Raw genomic sequence first — 20108 nt, forward strand, 5'->3', positions numbered from 1 at the left:
TAACCGTGGCCGGCGGTATCTTTTTCGAAAATAAATTTTCTTAACAGATCGACTCCGAAATTGAATTTAATAAATGTCTGACATAATTTAGTCTCAGTCTTGCTAAATTTCCCTGTAGATTGCATTTATTAAGGATTTCATCCTAGTCTTTTATGAATGATTATTGTATTGAAGCTTAAGTATACCTTTAGATTTCACGTTCGTCAACGCCTTGATAGGTCAAATAAGATTGATAGTTGTGTTGCATTGCGATCAATTGATAAGCATAATCTTTGGTTTCACTAAACTTTTTAGCTAAAAAGGTTCTCACGCCGCCTGCACATTCTACCACGGCACACTGTTTATCCATCAACGTTACAATTAAACTTTCTGGATATTTAGGAATATCGCGTGTAGTGCCTGCCATATGTTTTAAAATGATGTCTTTTTCTAAATCAGATAATTCTGTAATTTTAAGTGCGTTTTCTAACGCAATACGTGGGTGTTCATAATTATGTCCACGACCACCTACAGTGTTTTTCGTCTCGGACTCATAGAAAAACAAATCATGTAGCAAGCCTGCTCTTGCAATGGCGCGAGTATTTAATCTTAATCTTCTGGCCCAACAGAAACTACTATAAGACACAGATATCGAGTGTGCTAATCGATTAGTAACCTTATGGTGGACATATTTCTCAAGATTTTTCACATCTTCATGTTCAATTAAATCTTTAATTAATTCAAGATATTCTGTATCTCTTTGCCATTTCATTGTCATTATATTGAATTCCCCCAAATAAGTTTCACTTCATAATCATTGTGTTTTATTGTAAATACGTTCTAACGTTATTATAGATTTTTTTATATAACTGTTTTCATTTAAGCGTTTGGTCTAACTGTTCCTTATATTAACATACTCACTCTTTATAAAAAGGAATAATTTCGCATTTTAAAGCATTTTTAACAAATCCTTTGAAACTTTAAAGCATCTGAAATTACTGAGCGTATATTTTATTTTATGATATGAAGCTCTTCCACTATCAGACAAGAGCAACAAATATAATGACAGGCAAAATAAGGAAGTAACCAAATTAATTGAGTTACTTCCTGTATATGATTTATTTAGCAAATTGGAACATAAGCAAACCGGCTGCAATCGCAACATTTAAAGATTCTGCTTGACCAAACATCGGAATATAAATAGCATGATCCGCTTGTTCAATCCATTCAGCCGCAACGCCTTGCCCTTCATTCCCCATAACGATTGCCACTTTATCCCTGTCTGGTACTGCTTGATAAGCAATAGCCTCTTGATGAAGTGCTGTGGCATAAATAGTTATATTAGCTTCACGTAAAGCTTGATAAGCATGGGCTAAGTCGGTTGTCACAATTTCTAAGTGCCAGACAGATCCTTGTGTGGCTCTTAACACTTTATCATTGTATAAATCGACTGTTCCATTCCCCATTACAACACCATCAAAACCAGCAGCATCTGCCGTTCGAATCATTGTGCCTAAATTACCTGGATCTTGAACTTTATCAAGTAATAAATACTTCTTACCAGAGGGTGCCCACGTTGTTGTTTTTTCTGGTAAAGATAAAACAGCAAGTATGCCTTGGTTCGTTTCTGTAGCACTAATCGTTTGTGCAACGTCTGGCGCTATCAAAATAGGTGAAACACTCCTTGGCATGAGGGTTTCAATCATTTGCCACTCTGCAGAGGCTAAATAATCTGGAGTTACCATTACTTCAAGGACTGTCTGCTTATGCTGTAAAGCTTCTTGAACTAAATGCGTTCCTTCTATTAAATACTGTTCTTGTTGTTTTCTGCCTTTTGCTGTGTGGAGCTTACGCCAATTTTTGACTTTCACATTCTGACGTGACGAAATGAGTTCTTGTTTAGCCATCATTAACGAGTTAAGCGATAAATTGCTTCAGCATATATAGCAGTTGCACGAACCAAATCACGAACTGATAGAAATTCATTTGCTTGATGCATTGTATCTGTTGAATCTGGGAATAAAGCGCCATAAGCCACTCCGCGAGGCATTAGTCGTCCATAAGTTCCGCCACCAATAGTCATTTCAGTCCCTTTTTCACCCGTTTGATTTTCATAAACTTCTAGAAGTGTTTTTACGAGTGGGTCATCGGCGGGGACATAATGAGGTTCTTTACCTTCATCAGTTGTAACTGCCACTTCATAATCTGTTACATGGCGTTTAATCGTCGCTAGAATTGTTTCAGGATTTGTTCCGACTGGGAAACGGAAGTTTGCATCAATAGATGCCCCTTCAGTCATTGAGTAATTGGCAATACCAACGTTCATTGATAACTCGCCCATTACTTCATGTGTCACGTTAACTCCAATTTTCTCCCCAACAAAATCTTCATGTAGTTTATCACCTAAGATAGTTAAGAAATCTTGAGCAGACACATTATCGTACGATAAATCTTTTAAGAAGTTAGCTAAATAAGTAGCTGCATTAACACCTTTTTCCGGTGTTGAACCATGAGCGGCTTTTCCTACTAATTCTAATTCTAATTGATTATCCATTGTCACAACCGAACCTTTTAGTTGGTTTTCTTGAGCAAAAGCTTTAAAGCTTTCAACAATTGACTCTAGATTAGTCCCTTTTATAATGGCACTTGCATCTTGTGGCACCATATTCGAGCGCAAACCAGCGTTAAAACTAATTAGGCGGTAGTCAGCTTGTGTAAATTCTTTAACATCAAAGCTAAATGTGGCAGATACATTTCCTTTTTCGCCATTAATAATTGGGAAAACAGCATCAGGAGAAAAACCATAGTCCGGCATTTCAGCATGCGCAAAGTAGTAATCCATACATTGCCAGCCACTTTCTTCATCTGTTCCGACAATTAAATGAACTCTTTGATTAAATTCGATACCCAATTCCCGCAATAATTTTATAGCGAAATAAGCTGCTACAGTAGGTCCTTTGTCATCACTAGATCCTCTTGCGAAGATTTTATTGTCAATAATTACTGGTTTAAATGGATCGGTATCCCAGCCAGAGCCTACTGGTACTACATCTACGTGACCAAGAATTCCTAATAACTCGTCTCCTTGACCTATTTCAATTCGCCCAGCCCAAGGTCCAAACTGTTCAGTTTTGAAGCCATCTTCTTCAGCCATTTTCATAAATTCTTCTAAAGCTGCTAAAGGTCCTGGTCCAACAGGCGCTTCCGGTGTTGCTAAGTGGTCTTCTCTAACAGATGGAACACTTAGTAAACGAAATAAGTCCATTAGTAAAGTTTCTTTTCTTTGTTCTACTTCTGCAAGCCAATTTACCATATAATATCTTCCCCCTATGTTTTTTTCTTACTCATATCCGAATGGAACTAAAGCGTTTCTTTCCTCTTCAGTCAATTCACGCCACATACCTTCTTCTAAGTCTTCTTCTAACTCAAGTGGCCCCATCGATTTTCTTTTAAGCGTGAGTACTTTTTTGCCCACCTTTTCAAACATACGTTTAACTTGATGGAATTTTCCTTCCCAAATCTCAACTTCTATCCATGAACGATTTGACTCTTCATCTGTTGAATGAACAAGTAATTGAGCTGGTTGAGAAATGAAATCCTCCAAATCTAACCCTTGAGAAAAAGCTTCAATATCTTCTTCAGTCACTATTCCTTCTATTTCCGCTTCATATCGTTTTGACACTTTTTTCTTAGGTGATAATAACTGATGAGCCAATTGTCCATTGTTCGATAACAATAACAATCCTGTTGTATCAATATCTAAACGTCCTACTGGAAATAACTCCATGTAACTAAAATCTGGGCCGAGCCAGTCAATAACCGTTTCATGATAGTTATCCTCAGTCGCACTGATGATACCAGCAGGCTTATTTAGAATATAATAGTAGTATTCTTGGTAAAAAACGGGTTGATTCATGACTGTTACAACATCTGAATCGATTTTTACCGCTTGGCCAATTTTCTTACATATTTCATCATTAATTCTTACAACACCACTTGTAATCAGTTGTTTAACTTCTTTTCTAGTGCCATAGCCTGTATGAGCGAGTAATTTGTCTAATCGCATGTCTTAAAACATCCTCATTTTTTCTTGTAAATCTTGTTTTTTGTCACCTAATAATATAGATAATTGACCTAAAAGTCCCATGACACCACCATATACAAAGATACCCATTCCAACACCAAGCATTACTTTAACAAAGGTTAAGAAACGTCCCACTTCGCCCATTAATAAATCTAGTAATGAATTCCATTGAGAAACTGCAATCCCCATAATGACAGTACCTATAATGATTTTAAAGACTGATTTAAAGAGTCTTTCCATATCAGGTTCTACCTCACGTTGGATTTTAATCCACATTAATACGGATGAAACTGCAAAGGCAATGGTTGTGGCAATCATTGCACCATGTGCATGTAGAAATGCCACAAGTGGTACTTGTAGAATGATTTTAACTAATAAACCAACTACCAAAAACCTCACCGCTAAACGACGGAAGTTCATCGATTGTAAAACGGTTGATAAAACGGTATATAAGCCAAGTGAGATACTCATAATGGATCCAGTAATTAATAAGGACGGTCCACTCGTATGACCTTGTGGATAGAACATTGTGTATAGATTGTTTGAAACTCCGATCATACCAATAGCAGCAGGTAACATCACAAAACTAAATACTTCAACAATCTGCTCGATTAGAGAGCTTGTCCCTTTAATATCACGTGCAGCAAATTTGCTTGTAATCAATGGTACCACTGAGGAAGCTAAGGCTACTGCTAATGAAACGACAATCATCACTAATTTGTTCACGTCTAAACTCATCGCACCGTACAATTCACTAATTTCTCTTAACAGCATAACAGTTGTTGGTAACAAAATTTGTTTGAATGTGTACGTATCAATCACCTGCGCAAGGATAATCCCTGATCCCAATAGGATAAAAGGTACACTATCCATGAACATAATATGAATACTTTCTTTGAAATCTATTTCGATTAAATCTAATGAGCGTTCTTTTAGTTTATTGATCATTGGTAGACGCTTAAAGTATAGAATAGCTAAGTATCCTAAAGCTGCCAAAGCACCAATGAAAGCAGCAAAAGTTGAATGAACAACAGCTTGCGTAACCTCACCACGATAAACCATCATGATAGCATACGTCGCAGCTAACAAGTAAAACACTCGAGCAATCTGCTCAATAATTTGAGAGATGGCAGAGGGCACCATGTCATTAAAGCCTTGGAAATACCCTCTTAAGATACTCATTAAAGGCAATATCAGTAAAGCAGGTACTAATGAACGAATCACTAGTGTCGCTCCAAGTGGATTATCTGTTGAAGTAATCGATGCTAGAGACGGTGCTAATAAGTACAATAACGCGCCTGAAAATAAACCACTAATCAACATTAAGACAATACTATTCTTAAACAATTTATCTGCTACACGATACTCTTTTTGGGAATGATAAAAAGCCATTTGTTTAGCAATGGCACTCGGGAACCCTGCTGTGGCTATTGCTAAAAATAAAGAATAAGGCGTGTAGCCCGCACTGTAGAGTGTATTCGCTTGTGTATATTCCGCCCCTAGCCAAGTACTCCAAGGAATGATATACAGTGCACCTAAAATTCTTGAAAATACACTTCCGATTGTTAGCCATGCAGCGCCTTTAACAAAACTCTCTGATTGGTGATCAAGTTCATCATCAATCGTGATATCATCAGAACCAAGTACTTCTTCAAGCACTTGATCTGTCAAAATAGGCTCTGAAAAACGTTGAGTTTCTTGACTAACTTTTTCACTATACAAATCTGCTGCCGCTTCTTCGTCTACATCTGAATCACTCGCTTTGTTTACCTCTTTATCGACAGTGGCTAATAATTCATTGTCTTCGCTTAAAGTATCGGACTCTTTTATTGAATTTTTCGGAAGTTTTTCTACTTCATGAACGTCTGTAAATTCAAGAGTATCTTCACTAGATTTTTTTTCTGAAGGGAACTCTTCGTCAAAAACAGGATCAATTATTTCATTCGCTGATTCCTGAGAACCTAGTCCCATTGTCATCGTTTCTTCTTTAGATAACACTTCTTTAATTTCATTTTCGATGTCATCTGATTTCCTTTGAAGAGGGTCGTTGTGTTCTATATCTGATGCTAGTTCCTGTTCAACTGAGCGACTTAAGCGAGATTCTATCGCAGTTTTTGCACGATTAAAAAAGTTTTTATCATTCTTGATAGATGCATCTACAAACTGTTTAGACTGTTTAGACTGTTTAGATGCACTGTCTGTCGATTGTTGAGTTTCTTGAATATACTCATCTATTTCAACGGCATCTTGACCATTTAGCAATGACTTAACTTTATCCACAATATTCTTCCCAATGTCTGGTTTGTTCATAAAGTCTTCATCATCAGTCACAATAGCTTCGTCATCAGCCTTTACTTTCTTAAAGGTTTTATTCCTTGAATCTGACTGCTCATCCGTCGATTGATTAAACTTCCATAATGGTCGTTTATTATCTGAGCGTGTACGACTCATACGCTCTTTAGCCAGGTTATCTTCTTCTACTCTCTCTGTTTCACCGGTATGATTCCAAAATTCCATTTCAGATTTTTCATATTCATCCCAATATTCAATGTCTTCTTTTGCTTTTTCTTGCTCAATTTCTTGTTCAAATCGAGCTTTAATTGGGCTCTTATAGTGAAACTCGCTATCTTCTGGTGCAGTAATGATTTGTTTTTGACTTGGTGCCGGTGGACCTTTAATATCTATAAATTCAATTGAATTTTGTTCAGACTCTCCCTCGCTTAATTCGTCATGGTTAAACGGATTTTCTTCCCCATCATTAAGTTCAGATTCATTACCAGTTCTTTGAGAGTTGGCACCTGAATGATTAGCGAAATAGTCACCGTCCAATGGTTGATTATTTGGTTGTCGTATTTTTCTTAATTCTTCTTCTGTAAATTGAATCGTCTCAAATAAAGATTCATCCATCGGCTTATATGAGCGACGTTTATTTAAATTATCGTTCTCACCTTTTGAATCAAAATTATTACGCATTTTCTCAACTCCTTTATGCTTCTTTAGCATTCTCGAGACATAGACTTATTATAACTTATTTCAAGAAAGATGCTAAACAAGAGCAGTGGCTTCTTTAATTTGCCACGATATTGACCAGACGATTCTCAATAGCAATCACTTTACGGACTGTTTTACCTTCAATCTCAGATTGAATTGTTTCATCAGCCAATGCAAGTTTTTCCATTTCCTCTTTCGCCAAGTCTAATTCGATTTCAAGTTTTACTTTCACTTTTCCATTTACTTGAATAACGATTTCTACGGTACTTTCTACGGTTAATTCCTCTTGGAAGGTTGGCCATGATGCTTCTGAAAGACTTTCTGTGTGCCCTAACATCTCCCAGAGTTCTTCCATCAAATGCGGCGCCAATGGTGAAAGTAATTTAACATACCCTTCAACATATTCACGTGGTAACACACTTTGATCTTTGGCTGCATTTAGAAAAATCATCAGTTGTGAAATAGCAGTGTTGAAATGTAAATTATCAAAGTCTTCTGTTACTTTTTTAACAGTTTGATGATACACACGAGTCAATTCTTTGTTTTCACTATCTTGAATCGCTGCACTGATCTCGTTTTTTTCTTCGTTAACTAGTAAGCGCCACACACGATCTAAGAATCGACGGCTACCCTCTAAGCCATTTTCGCTCCATGCAATTGAAGCATCCAATGGTCCCATAAACATCTCATAAACTCGTAATGTATCAGCGCCATACTCTTTTACAACGTCATCAGGATTCACAACATTCCCTTTAGATTTAGACATTTTCTCGTTATTTTCACCTAGGATCATTCCTTGATTAAATAACTTTTGGAATGGCTCTTTAGTAGGGACAACGCCTAAATCATACAAAAATTTATGCCAGAAACGCGCATATAATAAGTGAAGAACGGCATGTTCTGCTCCACCAATATACAGATCGACTGGAAGCCATTTGGCTAATTTTTCTGGATCTGCGATTTGAGTTTCATTATGAGGATCGATGAAACGTAAGAAGTACCAAGAACTACCCGCCCATTGAGGCATTGTATGTGTCTCACGTTTACCTTTCATTCCAGTAATTGGATCAACGACGTTAACCCACTCTTCAATTTTTGCTAATGGTGATTCACCTGTCCCACTAGGTTTAATTTCAGTTGCTTCTGGCAGTCTAACTGGTAATTCTTCTTCTGGAACTAAAGTTGTCGTACCATCTTCCCAATGGATGACTGGAATAGGTTCTCCCCAATAACGTTGACGTGAGAACAACCAATCGCGTAAACGATAGTTTACTTGATGTTCACCTTTATTATTGTCTGTTAACCATTCAATCATTTTTGCGATTGCATCATCATTATTCATACCATTGATGAAATCTGAATTAAAATGATTACCGTCTCCAGTATATGCACCAGAACCTTCGGTTTCTCCTTCAATCACTTTGATGATTGGTAATTCATGGGATGTTGCAAATTCAAAATCACGTTCATCATGAGCAGGCACTGCCATTACTGCACCTGTTCCATAAGATGAAAGAACATAGTCCGCAATCCAAATTGGCAATGCTTCGCCAGTAATTGGATGTTCTACATATCCTCCAGTAAATACACCAGACTTCTCTTTGTTTAACGATGTTCTCTCAAGCTCACTTTTTGTTGCAACGGATTTAACATATGCTTCAACTGCTTCTTGCTGCTGGGCTGTTGTCACTTCTTTTACAAGTTCATGTTCTGGTGCTAATACAACATAGCTTGCACCAAATAAGGTATCTGGACGCGTTGTATAAGATTGAACCGATGCATCGTGCCCAATAATTTGGAAGTTAACTAAAGCACCTTCTGATTTACCAATCCAATTTCTTTGCATGGCTTTTAGACTTTCTGGCCAATCTAAATCTTCCAAATCGTCTAATAGTCGTTCCGCATAAGCTGTAATTCTTAGGACCCACTGACGCATCGGACGACGATAAACCGGATGTCCACCACGTTCACTTACCCCATCTACAACTTCCTCATTCGAAAGAACCGTTCCTAAGGCCGGACACCAGTTAACAGCAACTTCTTCTTCATAAGCTAAGCCTTTCTCATACATTTTCGAGAAAATCCATTGAGTCCACTTGTAAAATTCTGGATCAGTTGTATTAATTTCTCGGTCCCAATCATAGCTAAAACCAAGCTCTTTAATTTGACGCTTAAAGTTTGCTACGTTTGTCGCAGTAAATTCTGCAGGTGCATTACCCGTATCTAAAGCATATTGCTCTGCTGGTAGACCAAATGCATCCCATCCCATTGGATGTAATACATCATAACCTTGAGCACGCTTCATACGTGCAATAGCATCAGTTGCAGTGTAGCCTTCTGGGTGACCAACGTGTAATCCTTGTCCAGATGGATAAGGGAACATATCTAAAGCATAGAATTTTGGATTCCCTTCTCTTTCTTTAGTTTTAAATGTTTTATTTTCATCCCAATAAGCCTGCCACTTTTTCTCTATTATTCGATGTTGATAAGTCACTATAAAAGCCTCCAGTTAATTTTTTTCAAAACAAAAGCCCTATATCATTTAGCATAACTAAACAATATAGGGCGAATTTTTTCGCGGTACCACCTAAATTTATTATTGTATAAACAATAACCTTAGTACTTTAACGCAGTAAGACGTCTCACTCTACTATTAATTTCAAGCAAGAAACAAGTTAGACGAGTTCAAGATAGATATCTGACTTATTTTCACCAACCATAAGCTCTCTAAACAGATTCTAATTCTACTATTCCTAACGAAGTCATTTATTATATGACTAATATAACAAATTTACTCCCTTAATTCAAGCTGATAACTTGTCCAACTAAGATGTTATTACCGCCATTAATTGCGATTAGTTTATGAACATCTACACCATGTTTTTGAGCGATAGCATATAGTGTTTCGCCTGCTTGAACAACATGTGTCCCTACACTAGATGTATTTTCACTTGGTGCACTTTCGACCGGTGCTGTCTCAACTGGTGTTGTTACTTCAACTTCAGGTGTAGCTACTGGAGTTTCTGGAGTTTCAACTATAGTTTCAACTGGTGTTTGTACAGCAGCTGTTCCAGATACACTCAATACTTGACCAGGATGAATTAAATATCCAGATAAGCCGTTTAGTGATTGTAACTGACTTAATGACATACCATGTTTAGTTGCAATTGCGTATAATGAGTCTCCACGTTGAACTGTATACGTTCCTGAACTTGTAACTGGCGTGCTAGTTTCAGGTGTTGATGGAGTCGTTGGAACAGATGTTTCTGGTGTACTTACCTCAAGTGCAGCTGTTGACGGAGTTGTTGTCGCTCCACTTACTTTCAATGACTGACCTGGATAAATTAAACTACCAGATAAATTATTTAATTCTCTAAGTTGGCTTAATGTCATCCCATGTTTTGATGCAATGGCATAAAGACTGTCGCCAGCTTTAACTGAATAAGCCCCAGATGTAGAGGGTGTTGTCGGTGGTGTGACCGTTCCATTTTCTACGTTACCAGGTGTTGTTGCTTCTGGTACATTTGTTTCTGGTGTTGTTGAACTTCCTGTTCCTGGCACTTTCAACGATTGACCAGGGTGAATTAAAAAGCTTGTTGTACCGTTTAATTTTTGTAAATCAGCAATTGAAACACCATATTTACTTGCAATAGCCCAATAGCTGTCGCCAGCTTTAACTACATAAGATCCACCTGCTGCTGGAGCAGAAGGATGAGTTGTCACTGGATTATCAATTTCAGGCTTAGTACTTTCTTCAGGTGCAGTATCAGCCGCTTCATTATCTGTTGTTCCACCAGGAATGACTAGCTTTTGATTCGGCGCAATAAAGTAAGAAGTTAATGAATTAGCTTCCATCAATTGCGTTAATGAAATACCATGATTTGCGGCAATTCTATATAATGAATCTCCCGCTTTGACTGTGTAACTACCAACAGAAGTTGATGGTAAATCTGGCGTTGATGGTGTTTCTGAAACTTCCGGATTTGCTGGAACTTCTTCAACTGGTGTTTCAGGCGCTACCGGATTACCATTCATATCGAATTCAGCTAAACCATATTGTTCAATAATTTTATTTAACTTTGTTGCGTATGAAGTGTCTGTTGCATAACGTCCAGTTAAATATTGAGTGGCATCTTGATACGATTCAGTATTACTGTAACGCGTACCAGAATAGAACTCATAACGCCAACTAGATGGGTCATTGTCACCGGTTAAAAGTGACGCATAGTCCCCTAATGATTGATCATAATTTTCGTACTTACGGAAATCATCCGTAATAGTATAATAATTACCTGAACCATCATCTTCTAATGTTTCTACATGGATTGAATTTCCATTATAGTCGCCTTTAATTCCAAACAAGTTATAGTTTGGTGATTGAGCTAAAGTACTATTACCCCAAGCAGATTCTAAAGCTGCTTGCGCAATCATTACAGAAGCATACAAATCATTTTTTGCTGCAATATCTTTAGCGTAACCAGATATGTTCTTAAGAAATTCTGACGGACTTAGTCTATTACTTTGTGCATAAACAGTAGTTGACTGTGTTTCAGGAGTCAACTGGTTTAATACAGCACTTGCTGAAAACAATACAAGTCCTGTATTGATTCTAATAATGAGTTTTTTTGATGAGTCTAAACGTTTCATTGCTTTTTTACGTTCTATGACTGATTGTCTCGTTTTAATCACTCATTTTACCTCCCAGTTTCCAAATTAATTCTGTAAAAATATTCCAAAATTGTAACTACACCCGTTATTATAGTCAACATTCACACAAAAAACTTGAATAAATCAGTCTTTTTGTTTAGTCTTAATAAATGTAACAATAACGTAACATAGTGCACAAGCTAAATTATTTTCTTTACCACAATAAAAGAATAGTATCTTCATCCTTATGCTAAGATTAACATTACATAAAATATTACTAAAATCCATAAAATTTAAAGGAGATTTCAATGTTAAAAGCCTTACACTACAGCAAAGAGCTTCTACGTACACTCGTTTCTCAGTTTCCAAACGGTACATTTATTGATGCTACCCTTGGCAAAGGAAATGACCTAATATCAGTATTAACCCACCCTCATTTCACAGGAAAAGTGATAGGTTTTGATATTCAAGAAGCTGCCATACAAACGACTCAAGAAAGAATTTATACGCATGGTATTGAAGGGGAATACCAACTTATTCAAAATTCCCATGCCAAACTAGCAGATTATTTAGAAAGTGACGAACAAATCCATGGTGCTATATTTAATTTAGGCTACTTACCTGGAGGCGATCATTCTATTACAACACAAGCAAATTCTACCCTTTTAGCCATTGAAGAGATGGGAAGTCGCCTTGTCACAAAAGGCCAAATTATCATCGTGGTTTATTCTGGTCATCCAGCTGGACAAGCTGAGAAGGAATCCCTTTTTCAAGCACTGAGCACGTGGCCACAAGAAAACTTTCAAGTTTTACAATATGAATTCATCAATCAGAGAAATAATCCTCCTATGGTTATAATCATAGAGAAAAGATAATTTTCTCAATACAAAAAAGCTTTTCAGAATTAACTGAAAAGCTTTATTTTTATTAAGCATTAAAAGCAGCTTTTAATTCTTCTACTTTATCTGTACGTTCCCACGTAAATTCATGGTCTAATCGTCCAAAATGACCATAAGCAGCTGTATTTGCGTAAACTGGTTGACGTAAATTGAGCATATTAATAATACCATTTGGAGTTAACGTAAAGATTTTGCGAATTGCTGCTACTAATTCAGCTTCAGAGACTGTGCCTGTTCCAAAAGTTTCAGCGGCAATTGATAATGGTTCTGCCACACCAATTGCGTAAGATAATTGAATCTCACATCTTTTAGCTAATCCTGCTGCAACAATGTTCTTGGCAATATATCTAGCAGCATAGCTGGCAGAACGGTCAACTTTAGTTGCGTCTTTACCACTAAACGCTCCTCCACCATGTCGTGAAAAACCACCATAGGTATCCACAATGATTTTACGTCCGGTTAATCCAGAATCTCCTACTGGACCACCAATGACAAACTTACCTGTTGGGTTAATATACATAATCGTATCGTCGTCTAACCATTCGCTAGGTATAATGGGTTTAACAACATGTTCAATCACATCCGCACGTAACTGTTCTAACTCAATACCTTCATCATGTTGAGTACTGATAACAATTGTATCTAAACGTTTAATAGATTCATCGTCATTATATTCAACAGTAATTTGTGTTTTTCCGTCTGGACCTAAGTAAGGAACAATTCCTTCTTTACGTACATCTGTTAATCGTTTAGCCAACTGGTGACTTAAAGAAATTGGTAATGGGATCATTTCCGCTGTTTCATCGTTGGCATAGCCAAACATTAACCCTTGATCGCCTGCGCCTATTTCTTTTTGAGTTACATCTGTTCCTCGAGTTTCAATAGCATCGTCCACTCCTTGGGCAATATCTGGTGATTGTTCGTCTAAAGAGACAAGCACCGCAACATTATCAGCATCGAAACCATATTTACGGCCTACATAACCAATCTCAGCGATTTTCTTTCTTACAATTTGTTGGATATCGACGTACGCTGTAGTAGTCACCTCTCCAAATACTAAAACTAACCCCGTGTTAACGGCAGTTTCACAAGCCACACGTGCAAAAGGATCTTGTTCTAGGATTGCATCTAAGATTGCGTCACTAATTTGATCGGCAATTTTATCTGGATGCCCTTCAGTTACTGACTCAGATGTAAATAGTTTTTTCTCTTTCATTTCTTTTCCCCCATATTAAATTTTGGTTACAAGGCAATTTCACTTGATAGACAAGTGAACCCTATCGGGAACTTTTGGTTGTAACGTTCTTAATTATACATTAATATAGTCAATATAGGTAGTTTTATTGAAGAAATCCTTGGTGATTTTAAACAAGGTTTCAAACGAAAGGTATAAATAGCATGAAACAATTTATTAAACTTTTACAACATCCCCTGCTTAAAATCTTATTATCACCTCTAGCCTTTATTGGATTTGGATTGATTACAGGGTTAACGATGACCAGTCAGCCCCAGTGGCTAAATATTGTGTTACTTTATCTTATCGTTGCGATGGCCCATTTAATTGATCACTTTTTCTTTTTGAAATATTCACGTAAGAGAGATGACGCGACACCGATGGTATTGCTCTACTTATGTGAAGTGGTCATGGTTGTAAGTGCAGTCATATTTTTTATGCAGCAACATATAATCATCAGTTTGTTGCTGACGATGTACTTAATTTTTATTCATCTTCAATGGTTCCCCTATAAAATGACTGGAACATTCTATCATTATTTACTTAATGTCTTTTTCCATTCTTTTATTTTAAATGTTATTGCCTTTTATACCCAGACTAATGGTATTACACCAGAAATATTAATTGCTTTAATTCCTGTTGTACTCTTTGTAGCAGGTAATCAATTGGAAACCACACGATTAAAACAATTACTGGGAAAAGCAAAGATAGCCTTTTGGTTGAAAGGCAGTACCATTCTTTCAGTCATTTTTTCTTTCATTGCCCTTGGCCTAGCAGTCTACTTCTGTCTACCAAGTAGTACTTTTTACATGGTCCAAAGCATTTTCTTCTTAATTACGACAGTTAGTATTCTGCCAACTCTAGTCGTGACCAAACAAGCTAAACAAGCACAGAATAAAATAAACTATTACAGTAGCATCAGTCTAATTTTTAGTATCCTTTATGGCTTGAGCTATGTCTTTTAAATCATTAGCCTTTGACTTAGTCAACGGCTTTTTTTTATACAATTTAATAGTAAACCGTTTGCATATTCATTATGACAGTGATAACATCAACTCAATATATTTATAATCCAATCAATAAAGGGGATGTCTATGAAAGCTCTCTACTTTGAACTTAAAAAAATTCAGAATAAGCGACTCATTATTTTATTGTTTTTAGTTCCCATTATCGTAACAGCCGGTTTGTATACTTACCGTTCTAATTCATCTATAGATTTCAGACGCCAAGAGCAACAAACTGCTAATAGACTACTTAGTGATTTAAGTTGGAGACTCGCTGAATATAATGATCAAAGAGGTTATTATGGCCCTAGTCAAAACCAAGCAAATAATCCTGACGAGCTTACTGAACATCAGCAATACATCTATGATTTATTGGATGCATCTGAGCGTGAAAGATTTCATTACAGCGTCGCAGCGTATCATGAAAACTGGGCTGACTTAAATCAATCAAAACAGAAAATTTGGCTTAATTTACTTAAGGTTATCGACGCCGGTGAAAATTTAAGATCTTTAAATCATGATGAACTAATCGCTGACACCTATAAGTTAGATTGGTTAATCGAGCACAATATTGATCATTTAGATTTTGAAACAGATAACCATTCTGCTTTCGTTTTGTTTAACAGTTTCCAGCTCCTTTTAGGACTTCCAGCGATTGTTATGATTATCTATCTATTCGGATTAGAATCCTTCTTAGAAGCTAAACGTGAGCAGTTTAATTTCTCTAGAGTGCTACCTATCCCGTATGCAAAAGTCTTATTTACAAAGTTAAAACTTTTTATTTCAATGCTCGTTATTTATCTCGTCATGAGTCTATTGACTCTTGGTATGTTTAGTCTTCTATTAGATGAGAACCCTTTAACTACTCAGTTAAATTATCCCATCGTTTCCACTCTCACTGAATCCGTTATAGTGAAACCATTATGGGAGGTTTTTACTTATCAAATCATCGGTTTTATTCTACTAAGTTTGCTTAGTTTGATACTCATTAGCATTCTCGCCTTTATTTTTGGCAATGAGCTATTCGTCTCTTTTCTTTTTGCTACTTTTTTTACAACAGGTATTCAAATCAATCAACTTTATAACAAAGACTCTCAGTTCTACAATCCATTTGCTTGGTTCAATAGCAATTACCATATTATACATAATTCACGGTTACACTTAGTATTAACAGCTAGTTTGCTTGTCATATTTATTTTAATATTATTTTTCTTTGTCTTTTTAAAAGGTGCTTATCTACGGCCATGGTCGTTTAAAGATACTTATAAGCAAAAACACTCATTAAATAAATTATTTTTTGTTAAGTTTGAATGGCTCAAAATACGCCGACAAAACTTCTTGTTTTATAGTCTCGCAATAGTGTTTTCTTTTGTATTGACACTCGCTATTTCTCAATTTCAACAATACACTAATGACTTAAGTACACTAGTGGAAAGAAATGAAGCAGCAGTGGCAGACCAAGCGCGTACAAAACAATTATTTGAAGAGTCTATTACTTCTATCGAGTTAATATTAGCTGATGAAGAACTGCAAAATTTTGACCGACGTCAATATGAAGAACAATTGGAGTATCTGAGAGAAAGTTACTCTGATACACTGGCAAATCATGCCATAATAAATCAACAACTTATCGACATTAAAGCCAATGATTATCGATTATTTAATCAAGAAGCAACAGATAGTCTCGAACAAGATTATCATTTCGTTATGGGGAAAGCTGAGGTTCAATTTTCTAGAAGAATTCCTTTGCGACATCATATTTTCGTTCCGAATGCTTATATCAACTATGAACTTAGCCAATGGAAGCAAAAACACTCGATTGACTTCGTTCCATTAGGTGGGCCTTTCCATACATTATTTATTCCTGAGTACGAAGAAACCCCACGCAGTGGAGAGAATCAACCTCCTTTAAGTATTGATCAAGCTGTTTTTGAAAATTATTTAACAACCGTTTCAAAACCACATCAATATATTAGTGGACTAAATTTATCTGCTTCACTTTTAACTGACTCGATATACCTAATACTACTTATCACAATCATTGTATTCTTCGCGACAAGCTACGCGACAGAATTAGATAATCGCCAAACGATTCGTTACTTAGTCACTCAACCTAAGACGCTCGTACAAATTATTTCGACTAAACTAAAAGTAGCATACGCAATGACTTTTCTATTTATTTTATTAAGTTTACTTATCACATTCACAATCGGTAGTTTATTCAATGGCCCAGGACAAATGGATTTTCCTTTTATCCAATACATTGCTAAAAGTATCGGAGATTCCAATGAGTTTAGCTATTTTAACATTCCATCTTTCAATGAGTACTTTCAAATATTACCGTTATGGAAATTAGTGCTGATGGGGCTAGCTCTTCTACTATCAAATGCATTTGTCGCAATCAATTTAACTTACTTCATTTCAACAGCTATCAAAAACAGATGGCTTGTTGCTACAACAAGTATCTTATTTTTAGGAATCGGTATGGTATTTTTCTATTACATACCTAACCAACTGCAACAATTTTCACCTTTTGCTTACTTAAATATTGCAGATGTTCTATCAGGTGAATCATCTATTACGCATAACTATCAGTATTTCAATTGGATAACAGGTGTATCTTCACAATTCGTATTTGGCCTAATACTCAGCCTATTAACTTTCTTACGCGTTCGTAAAAAGGCTAATTAAAAAGGAGACCTCAGACTATATGATATCCGCACAAAATATAACAAAAACATATCACAATAAAACAGTACTCAATCAAATCAGTTTTGAACTAAATTATGGTGACATGGTGGGCCTAGTCGGCCCAAATGGGGTTGGTAAAACTACCCTTCTATCGTCAATGATGGGACTGATACCTTTAGATAATGGAAAGGTCGTAATGGCAGACACTTCGTTTAGTGAAACTGACATGTATCGTAAAGTAGGATTTATGCAAGATAACAGTGTCTTGTACCCCTATTTAACTGGATATGACCACTTAGCATACGTTGCTTATGCGCAAAACATTAAGGCATCTGATATTGAAAAAATTTCTAGAAGAGTTGGTAATTTTGATTACTTACATAAAAAAGTTGGTGAGTATTCTTTAGGTATGAAGCAACATCTTTTGTTTGCCTCTGCTATATTACATAATCCTAAAGTTCTTTTATTAGATGAGCCTTTCAATGGTCTTGATCCGACGAGTTTAATTCGTATCCGCGAATTAATAGAAGAACTCTCTGATAATAAAACGACAGTCATTCTGTCCTCTCATAACTTGGATGAAATCGACAGAATGACTCGCAACATTTTTTTCTTAAAAGATGGAGATATTTTATATCGCAACCTTGCCAAGTATAAAATCTATTCTTATTTAATCACAGTTTCTCAACTTCCAGATAAAGAGACACTAAGAAAAATGTCTGTCGAAGAAAGGATAAATAATCAGTTACTTGTTTCTAAAGAACAATTAAATCCATTAATTTATGAATTAAACCAACAAGCTATTGAGATTTTAGATATCGAAAGAACACAGTTTGGTAGTGAAAATCTCTATCGAGAACTATATCATCAGGCACAGTGAAGCACAGTCATCTTAAGCTGCTAGAGTTTAAAAAGGATTGCTTATTATCTGAAGAAAGCAAATTTTCTACAATGTAATGATTTGAACCAAGCATTCGTCACCATATTCAACATCACTGATCACATAGTAAAGAATCAAGCCTCGTTATGTTGGCTATCAACTTTTGTAATAATCCCTTATAATAAAAAACATCCTTTCTTACGCAAATATACTCGCGCGAGAAAGGATGTTTGTTATTTTATATTTTAGTGAGCTGATAGTTCGCCAATTGGTAATACAGTCTTACCATAAGTTTCGTTAATTACTTGTGCCATAGCGGCATAAATTGCTGAAAAACCACAGATAATACCTTCATAACCTGCAATAGTCAAAATTAAAGTAGAACCTGTAAAATTGCCAATTGCTAATAAGAAGAACAATAAAGTTAATGTTCCAAACACTACCTGAAGTGCCTTAGTGATACGTAAAGTTGCAATAAACATAAATAATGTAAAAAATCCCCACATAAACAAGAAAGCTGCCATTGATAATGAATCAGCTGCTTCACCTAAACCCATTACCGGTAAGATGTTTAGGGCAACTAATGATAACCAGAAAAAACCATATGAAGTGAATGCAGTAGTACCAAAAGTGTTATTCTTTTTAAACTCCATAATTCCTGCAACAACTTGAGCCATACCACCAAAGAAAATTCCCATTGCTAATATCATTGAATCTAACGGGAAAAAACCTGCGTTATGAATATTCAATAAAATCGTTGTCATCCCAAACCCCATCAATCCTAACGGTGCTGGATTCGCAGTGATTTCTGTAACTAATACCTTCTTTTCCATTTTCAATCTCCATTCAATATAATTTACACAACGATTTACATTATACCCATGCATGCATTGAAGAGTCAATCAAAATTGATAACAAAATATAACGAAAACGTTTTATTGATGTTTTATTCTATAAAAATATATATCGAAATATTATATAAATTGAAGCAAAAAAATAATAGCAAATAGTAGTGTAGTTAATAAATAATAGTCAATATCAAATGGTTCATATAGTTGTACACAAAAAAAGACCTACCTAAGTAAGTCTAAAAACGGTCCGGACGGGATTTGAACCCGCGATCTCCTGCGTGACAGGCAAGCATGTTAACCCCTACACCACCGGACCAATTGCGGAGGTAGGACTCGAACCTACGACCTTCGGGTTATGAGCCCGACGAGATGCCAACTTCTCCACTCCGCGATAATTTAAATGACTAAGTAAACTTAGTAAGGAGGATAAGAGATTCGAACTCTTGCACGCTTTTACACGTCTGACGGTTTTCAAGACCGTTCCCTTCAGCCGGACTTGGGTAATCCTCCATATTGACTGAGCTATTCTATTCAATCATGACCCGTACGGGATTCGAACCCGTGTTACCGCCGTGAAAGGGCGGTGTCTTAACCGCTTGACCAACGGGCCTTGTGTTTATTAATGCTGTCTAGCAGTTAAACTACGGAGAAGGAGGGATTTGAACCCTCGCGCCGCTATAAAGCGACCTACACCCTTAGCAGGGGCGCCTCTTCAGCCTCTTGAGTACTTCCCCATCTTAAGTGATCAAATGGTTTGTCTATCCTTAGTCTGCTAAATGGGCCTGAATGGACTCGAACCATCGACCTCACCCTTATCAGGGGTGCGCTCTAACCAGCTGAGCTACAGG

Annotated in this window: 13 protein-coding genes, 6 tRNA genes, 1 riboswitch and 1 other annotated feature; of the genes, 4 read left to right on the forward strand and 15 right to left on the reverse strand. The window is 36.4% G+C overall.

All coding sequences use genetic code 11. The features are described 5' to 3' along the window. Positions 1–187: 187 nt before the first annotated feature. The 7 genes from ACTQ45_RS04265 to ACTQ45_RS04295 all read right to left on the reverse strand — a co-directional run bounded on the left by ACTQ45_RS04265 (position 188) and on the right by ACTQ45_RS04295 (position 11743). Positions 188–757: an HD domain-containing protein gene (locus ACTQ45_RS04265; protein WP_441750721.1), complete on the reverse strand. Its 570-nt coding sequence runs from the start codon at positions 755–757 to the stop codon at positions 188–190. A gap of 340 nt (positions 758–1097) precedes the next feature. Continuing rightward, a complete protein-coding gene (locus ACTQ45_RS04270) occupies positions 1098–1889 on the reverse strand; it encodes a TrmH family RNA methyltransferase (RefSeq protein WP_441762999.1) in 792 nt (263 codons plus the stop codon). Then, complete coding sequence (gene pepV / locus ACTQ45_RS04275; protein ID WP_441750724.1) at positions 1889–3292, reverse strand: dipeptidase PepV; 1404 nt, start codon at positions 3290–3292, stop codon at positions 1889–1891. Before pepV ends, ACTQ45_RS04270 begins: the two co-directional genes overlap by 1 nt. A 27-nt stretch (positions 3293–3319) precedes the next feature. Continuing rightward, on the reverse strand, positions 3320–4045 hold the full coding sequence (locus ACTQ45_RS04280) for a pseudouridine synthase (protein ID WP_441763000.1): 726 nt from the start codon (positions 4043–4045) through the stop codon (positions 3320–3322). A gap of 3 nt (positions 4046–4048) precedes the next feature. Then, positions 4049–7036 (reverse strand): oligosaccharide flippase family protein, encoded by a 2988-nt coding sequence (locus ACTQ45_RS04285; protein ID WP_441763001.1) that lies wholly within the window; start codon positions 7034–7036, stop codon positions 4049–4051. Positions 7037–7130: 94 nt separating this feature from the next. Continuing rightward, positions 7131–9548, reverse strand: coding sequence for a leucine--tRNA ligase (gene leuS / locus ACTQ45_RS04290; protein ID WP_441763002.1), 2418 nt, complete (start codon positions 9546–9548; stop codon positions 7131–7133). 64 nt (positions 9549–9612) lie between these two features. Then, positions 9613–9818 (reverse strand) — a binding site (T-box leader). A 35-nt stretch (positions 9819–9853) separates the two neighbouring features. Continuing rightward, the gene (locus ACTQ45_RS04295) at positions 9854–11743 is read right to left on the reverse strand and encodes a LysM peptidoglycan-binding domain-containing protein (RefSeq protein WP_441763003.1); all 1890 of its coding nucleotides are present in this window, start codon (positions 11741–11743) and stop codon (positions 9854–9856) included. 266 nt (positions 11744–12009) lie between these two features. Between ACTQ45_RS04295 and ACTQ45_RS04300 the strand changes: the two genes are divergently transcribed. Further along, positions 12010–12576 carry a tRNA (mnm(5)s(2)U34)-methyltransferase gene (locus ACTQ45_RS04300; RefSeq protein WP_441750734.1) on the forward strand — a complete coding sequence of 189 codons (567 nt, stop codon included), beginning with the start codon at positions 12010–12012 and terminating at the stop codon, positions 12574–12576. A 52-nt stretch (positions 12577–12628) separates the two neighbouring features. On the opposite strand, the gene metK is transcribed toward ACTQ45_RS04300, so the two are convergent. Continuing rightward, positions 12629–13816: a methionine adenosyltransferase gene (gene metK / locus ACTQ45_RS04305; RefSeq protein WP_441763004.1), complete on the reverse strand. Its 1188-nt coding sequence runs from the start codon at positions 13814–13816 to the stop codon at positions 12629–12631. Further along, a riboswitch (SMK box riboswitch) is annotated at positions 13814–13905 on the reverse strand. Its footprint overlaps the gene before it by 3 nt. 93 nt (positions 13906–13998) lie before the next feature. Between metK and ACTQ45_RS04310 the strand changes: the two genes are divergently transcribed. From ACTQ45_RS04310 to ACTQ45_RS04320, 3 genes are all read left to right on the forward strand, one after another. After that, entirely contained in the window at positions 13999–14799 is an 801-nt protein-coding gene (locus ACTQ45_RS04310) for a hypothetical protein (RefSeq protein ID WP_441763005.1), read from the forward strand. Between the two features lie 129 nt (positions 14800–14928). Next, a complete protein-coding gene (locus ACTQ45_RS04315; protein ID WP_441763006.1) occupies positions 14929–17529 on the forward strand; it encodes a hypothetical protein in 2601 nt (866 codons plus the stop codon). 19 nt (positions 17530–17548) lie between these two features. After that, positions 17549–18409 carry an ABC transporter ATP-binding protein gene (locus ACTQ45_RS04320; RefSeq protein WP_441763007.1) on the forward strand — a complete coding sequence of 287 codons (861 nt, stop codon included), beginning with the start codon at positions 17549–17551 and terminating at the stop codon, positions 18407–18409. Between the two features lie 245 nt (positions 18410–18654). Here the strand turns inward: ACTQ45_RS04320 and ACTQ45_RS04325 are convergent, their stop codons facing one another. The 7 genes from ACTQ45_RS04325 to ACTQ45_RS04355 all read right to left on the reverse strand — a co-directional run bounded on the left by ACTQ45_RS04325 (position 18655) and on the right by ACTQ45_RS04355 (position 20108). Beyond that, on the reverse strand, positions 18655–19242 hold the full coding sequence (locus ACTQ45_RS04325; RefSeq protein ID WP_441763008.1) for an acetate uptake transporter: 588 nt from the start codon (positions 19240–19242) through the stop codon (positions 18655–18657). A 261-nt stretch (positions 19243–19503) separates the two neighbouring features. Further along, positions 19504–19576 (reverse strand) — tRNA-Asp (locus ACTQ45_RS04330). A 2-nt stretch (positions 19577–19578) separates the two neighbouring features. After that, positions 19579–19651: transfer RNA gene (locus ACTQ45_RS04335), tRNA-Met, on the reverse strand. Between the two features lie 29 nt (positions 19652–19680). Further along, positions 19681–19770: transfer RNA gene (locus ACTQ45_RS04340), tRNA-Ser, on the reverse strand. A gap of 28 nt (positions 19771–19798) precedes the next feature. Further along, positions 19799–19870: transfer RNA gene (locus ACTQ45_RS04345), tRNA-Glu, on the reverse strand. Between the two features lie 34 nt (positions 19871–19904). Continuing rightward, positions 19905–19994 (reverse strand) — tRNA-Ser (locus tag ACTQ45_RS04350). A 43-nt stretch (positions 19995–20037) separates the two neighbouring features. Beyond that, positions 20038–20108 (reverse strand) — tRNA-Ile (locus ACTQ45_RS04355).

This window comes from Fundicoccus sp. Sow4_D5 (assembly GCF_052116365.1).
GTDB lineage: Bacteria > Bacillota > Bacilli > Lactobacillales > Aerococcaceae > Fundicoccus.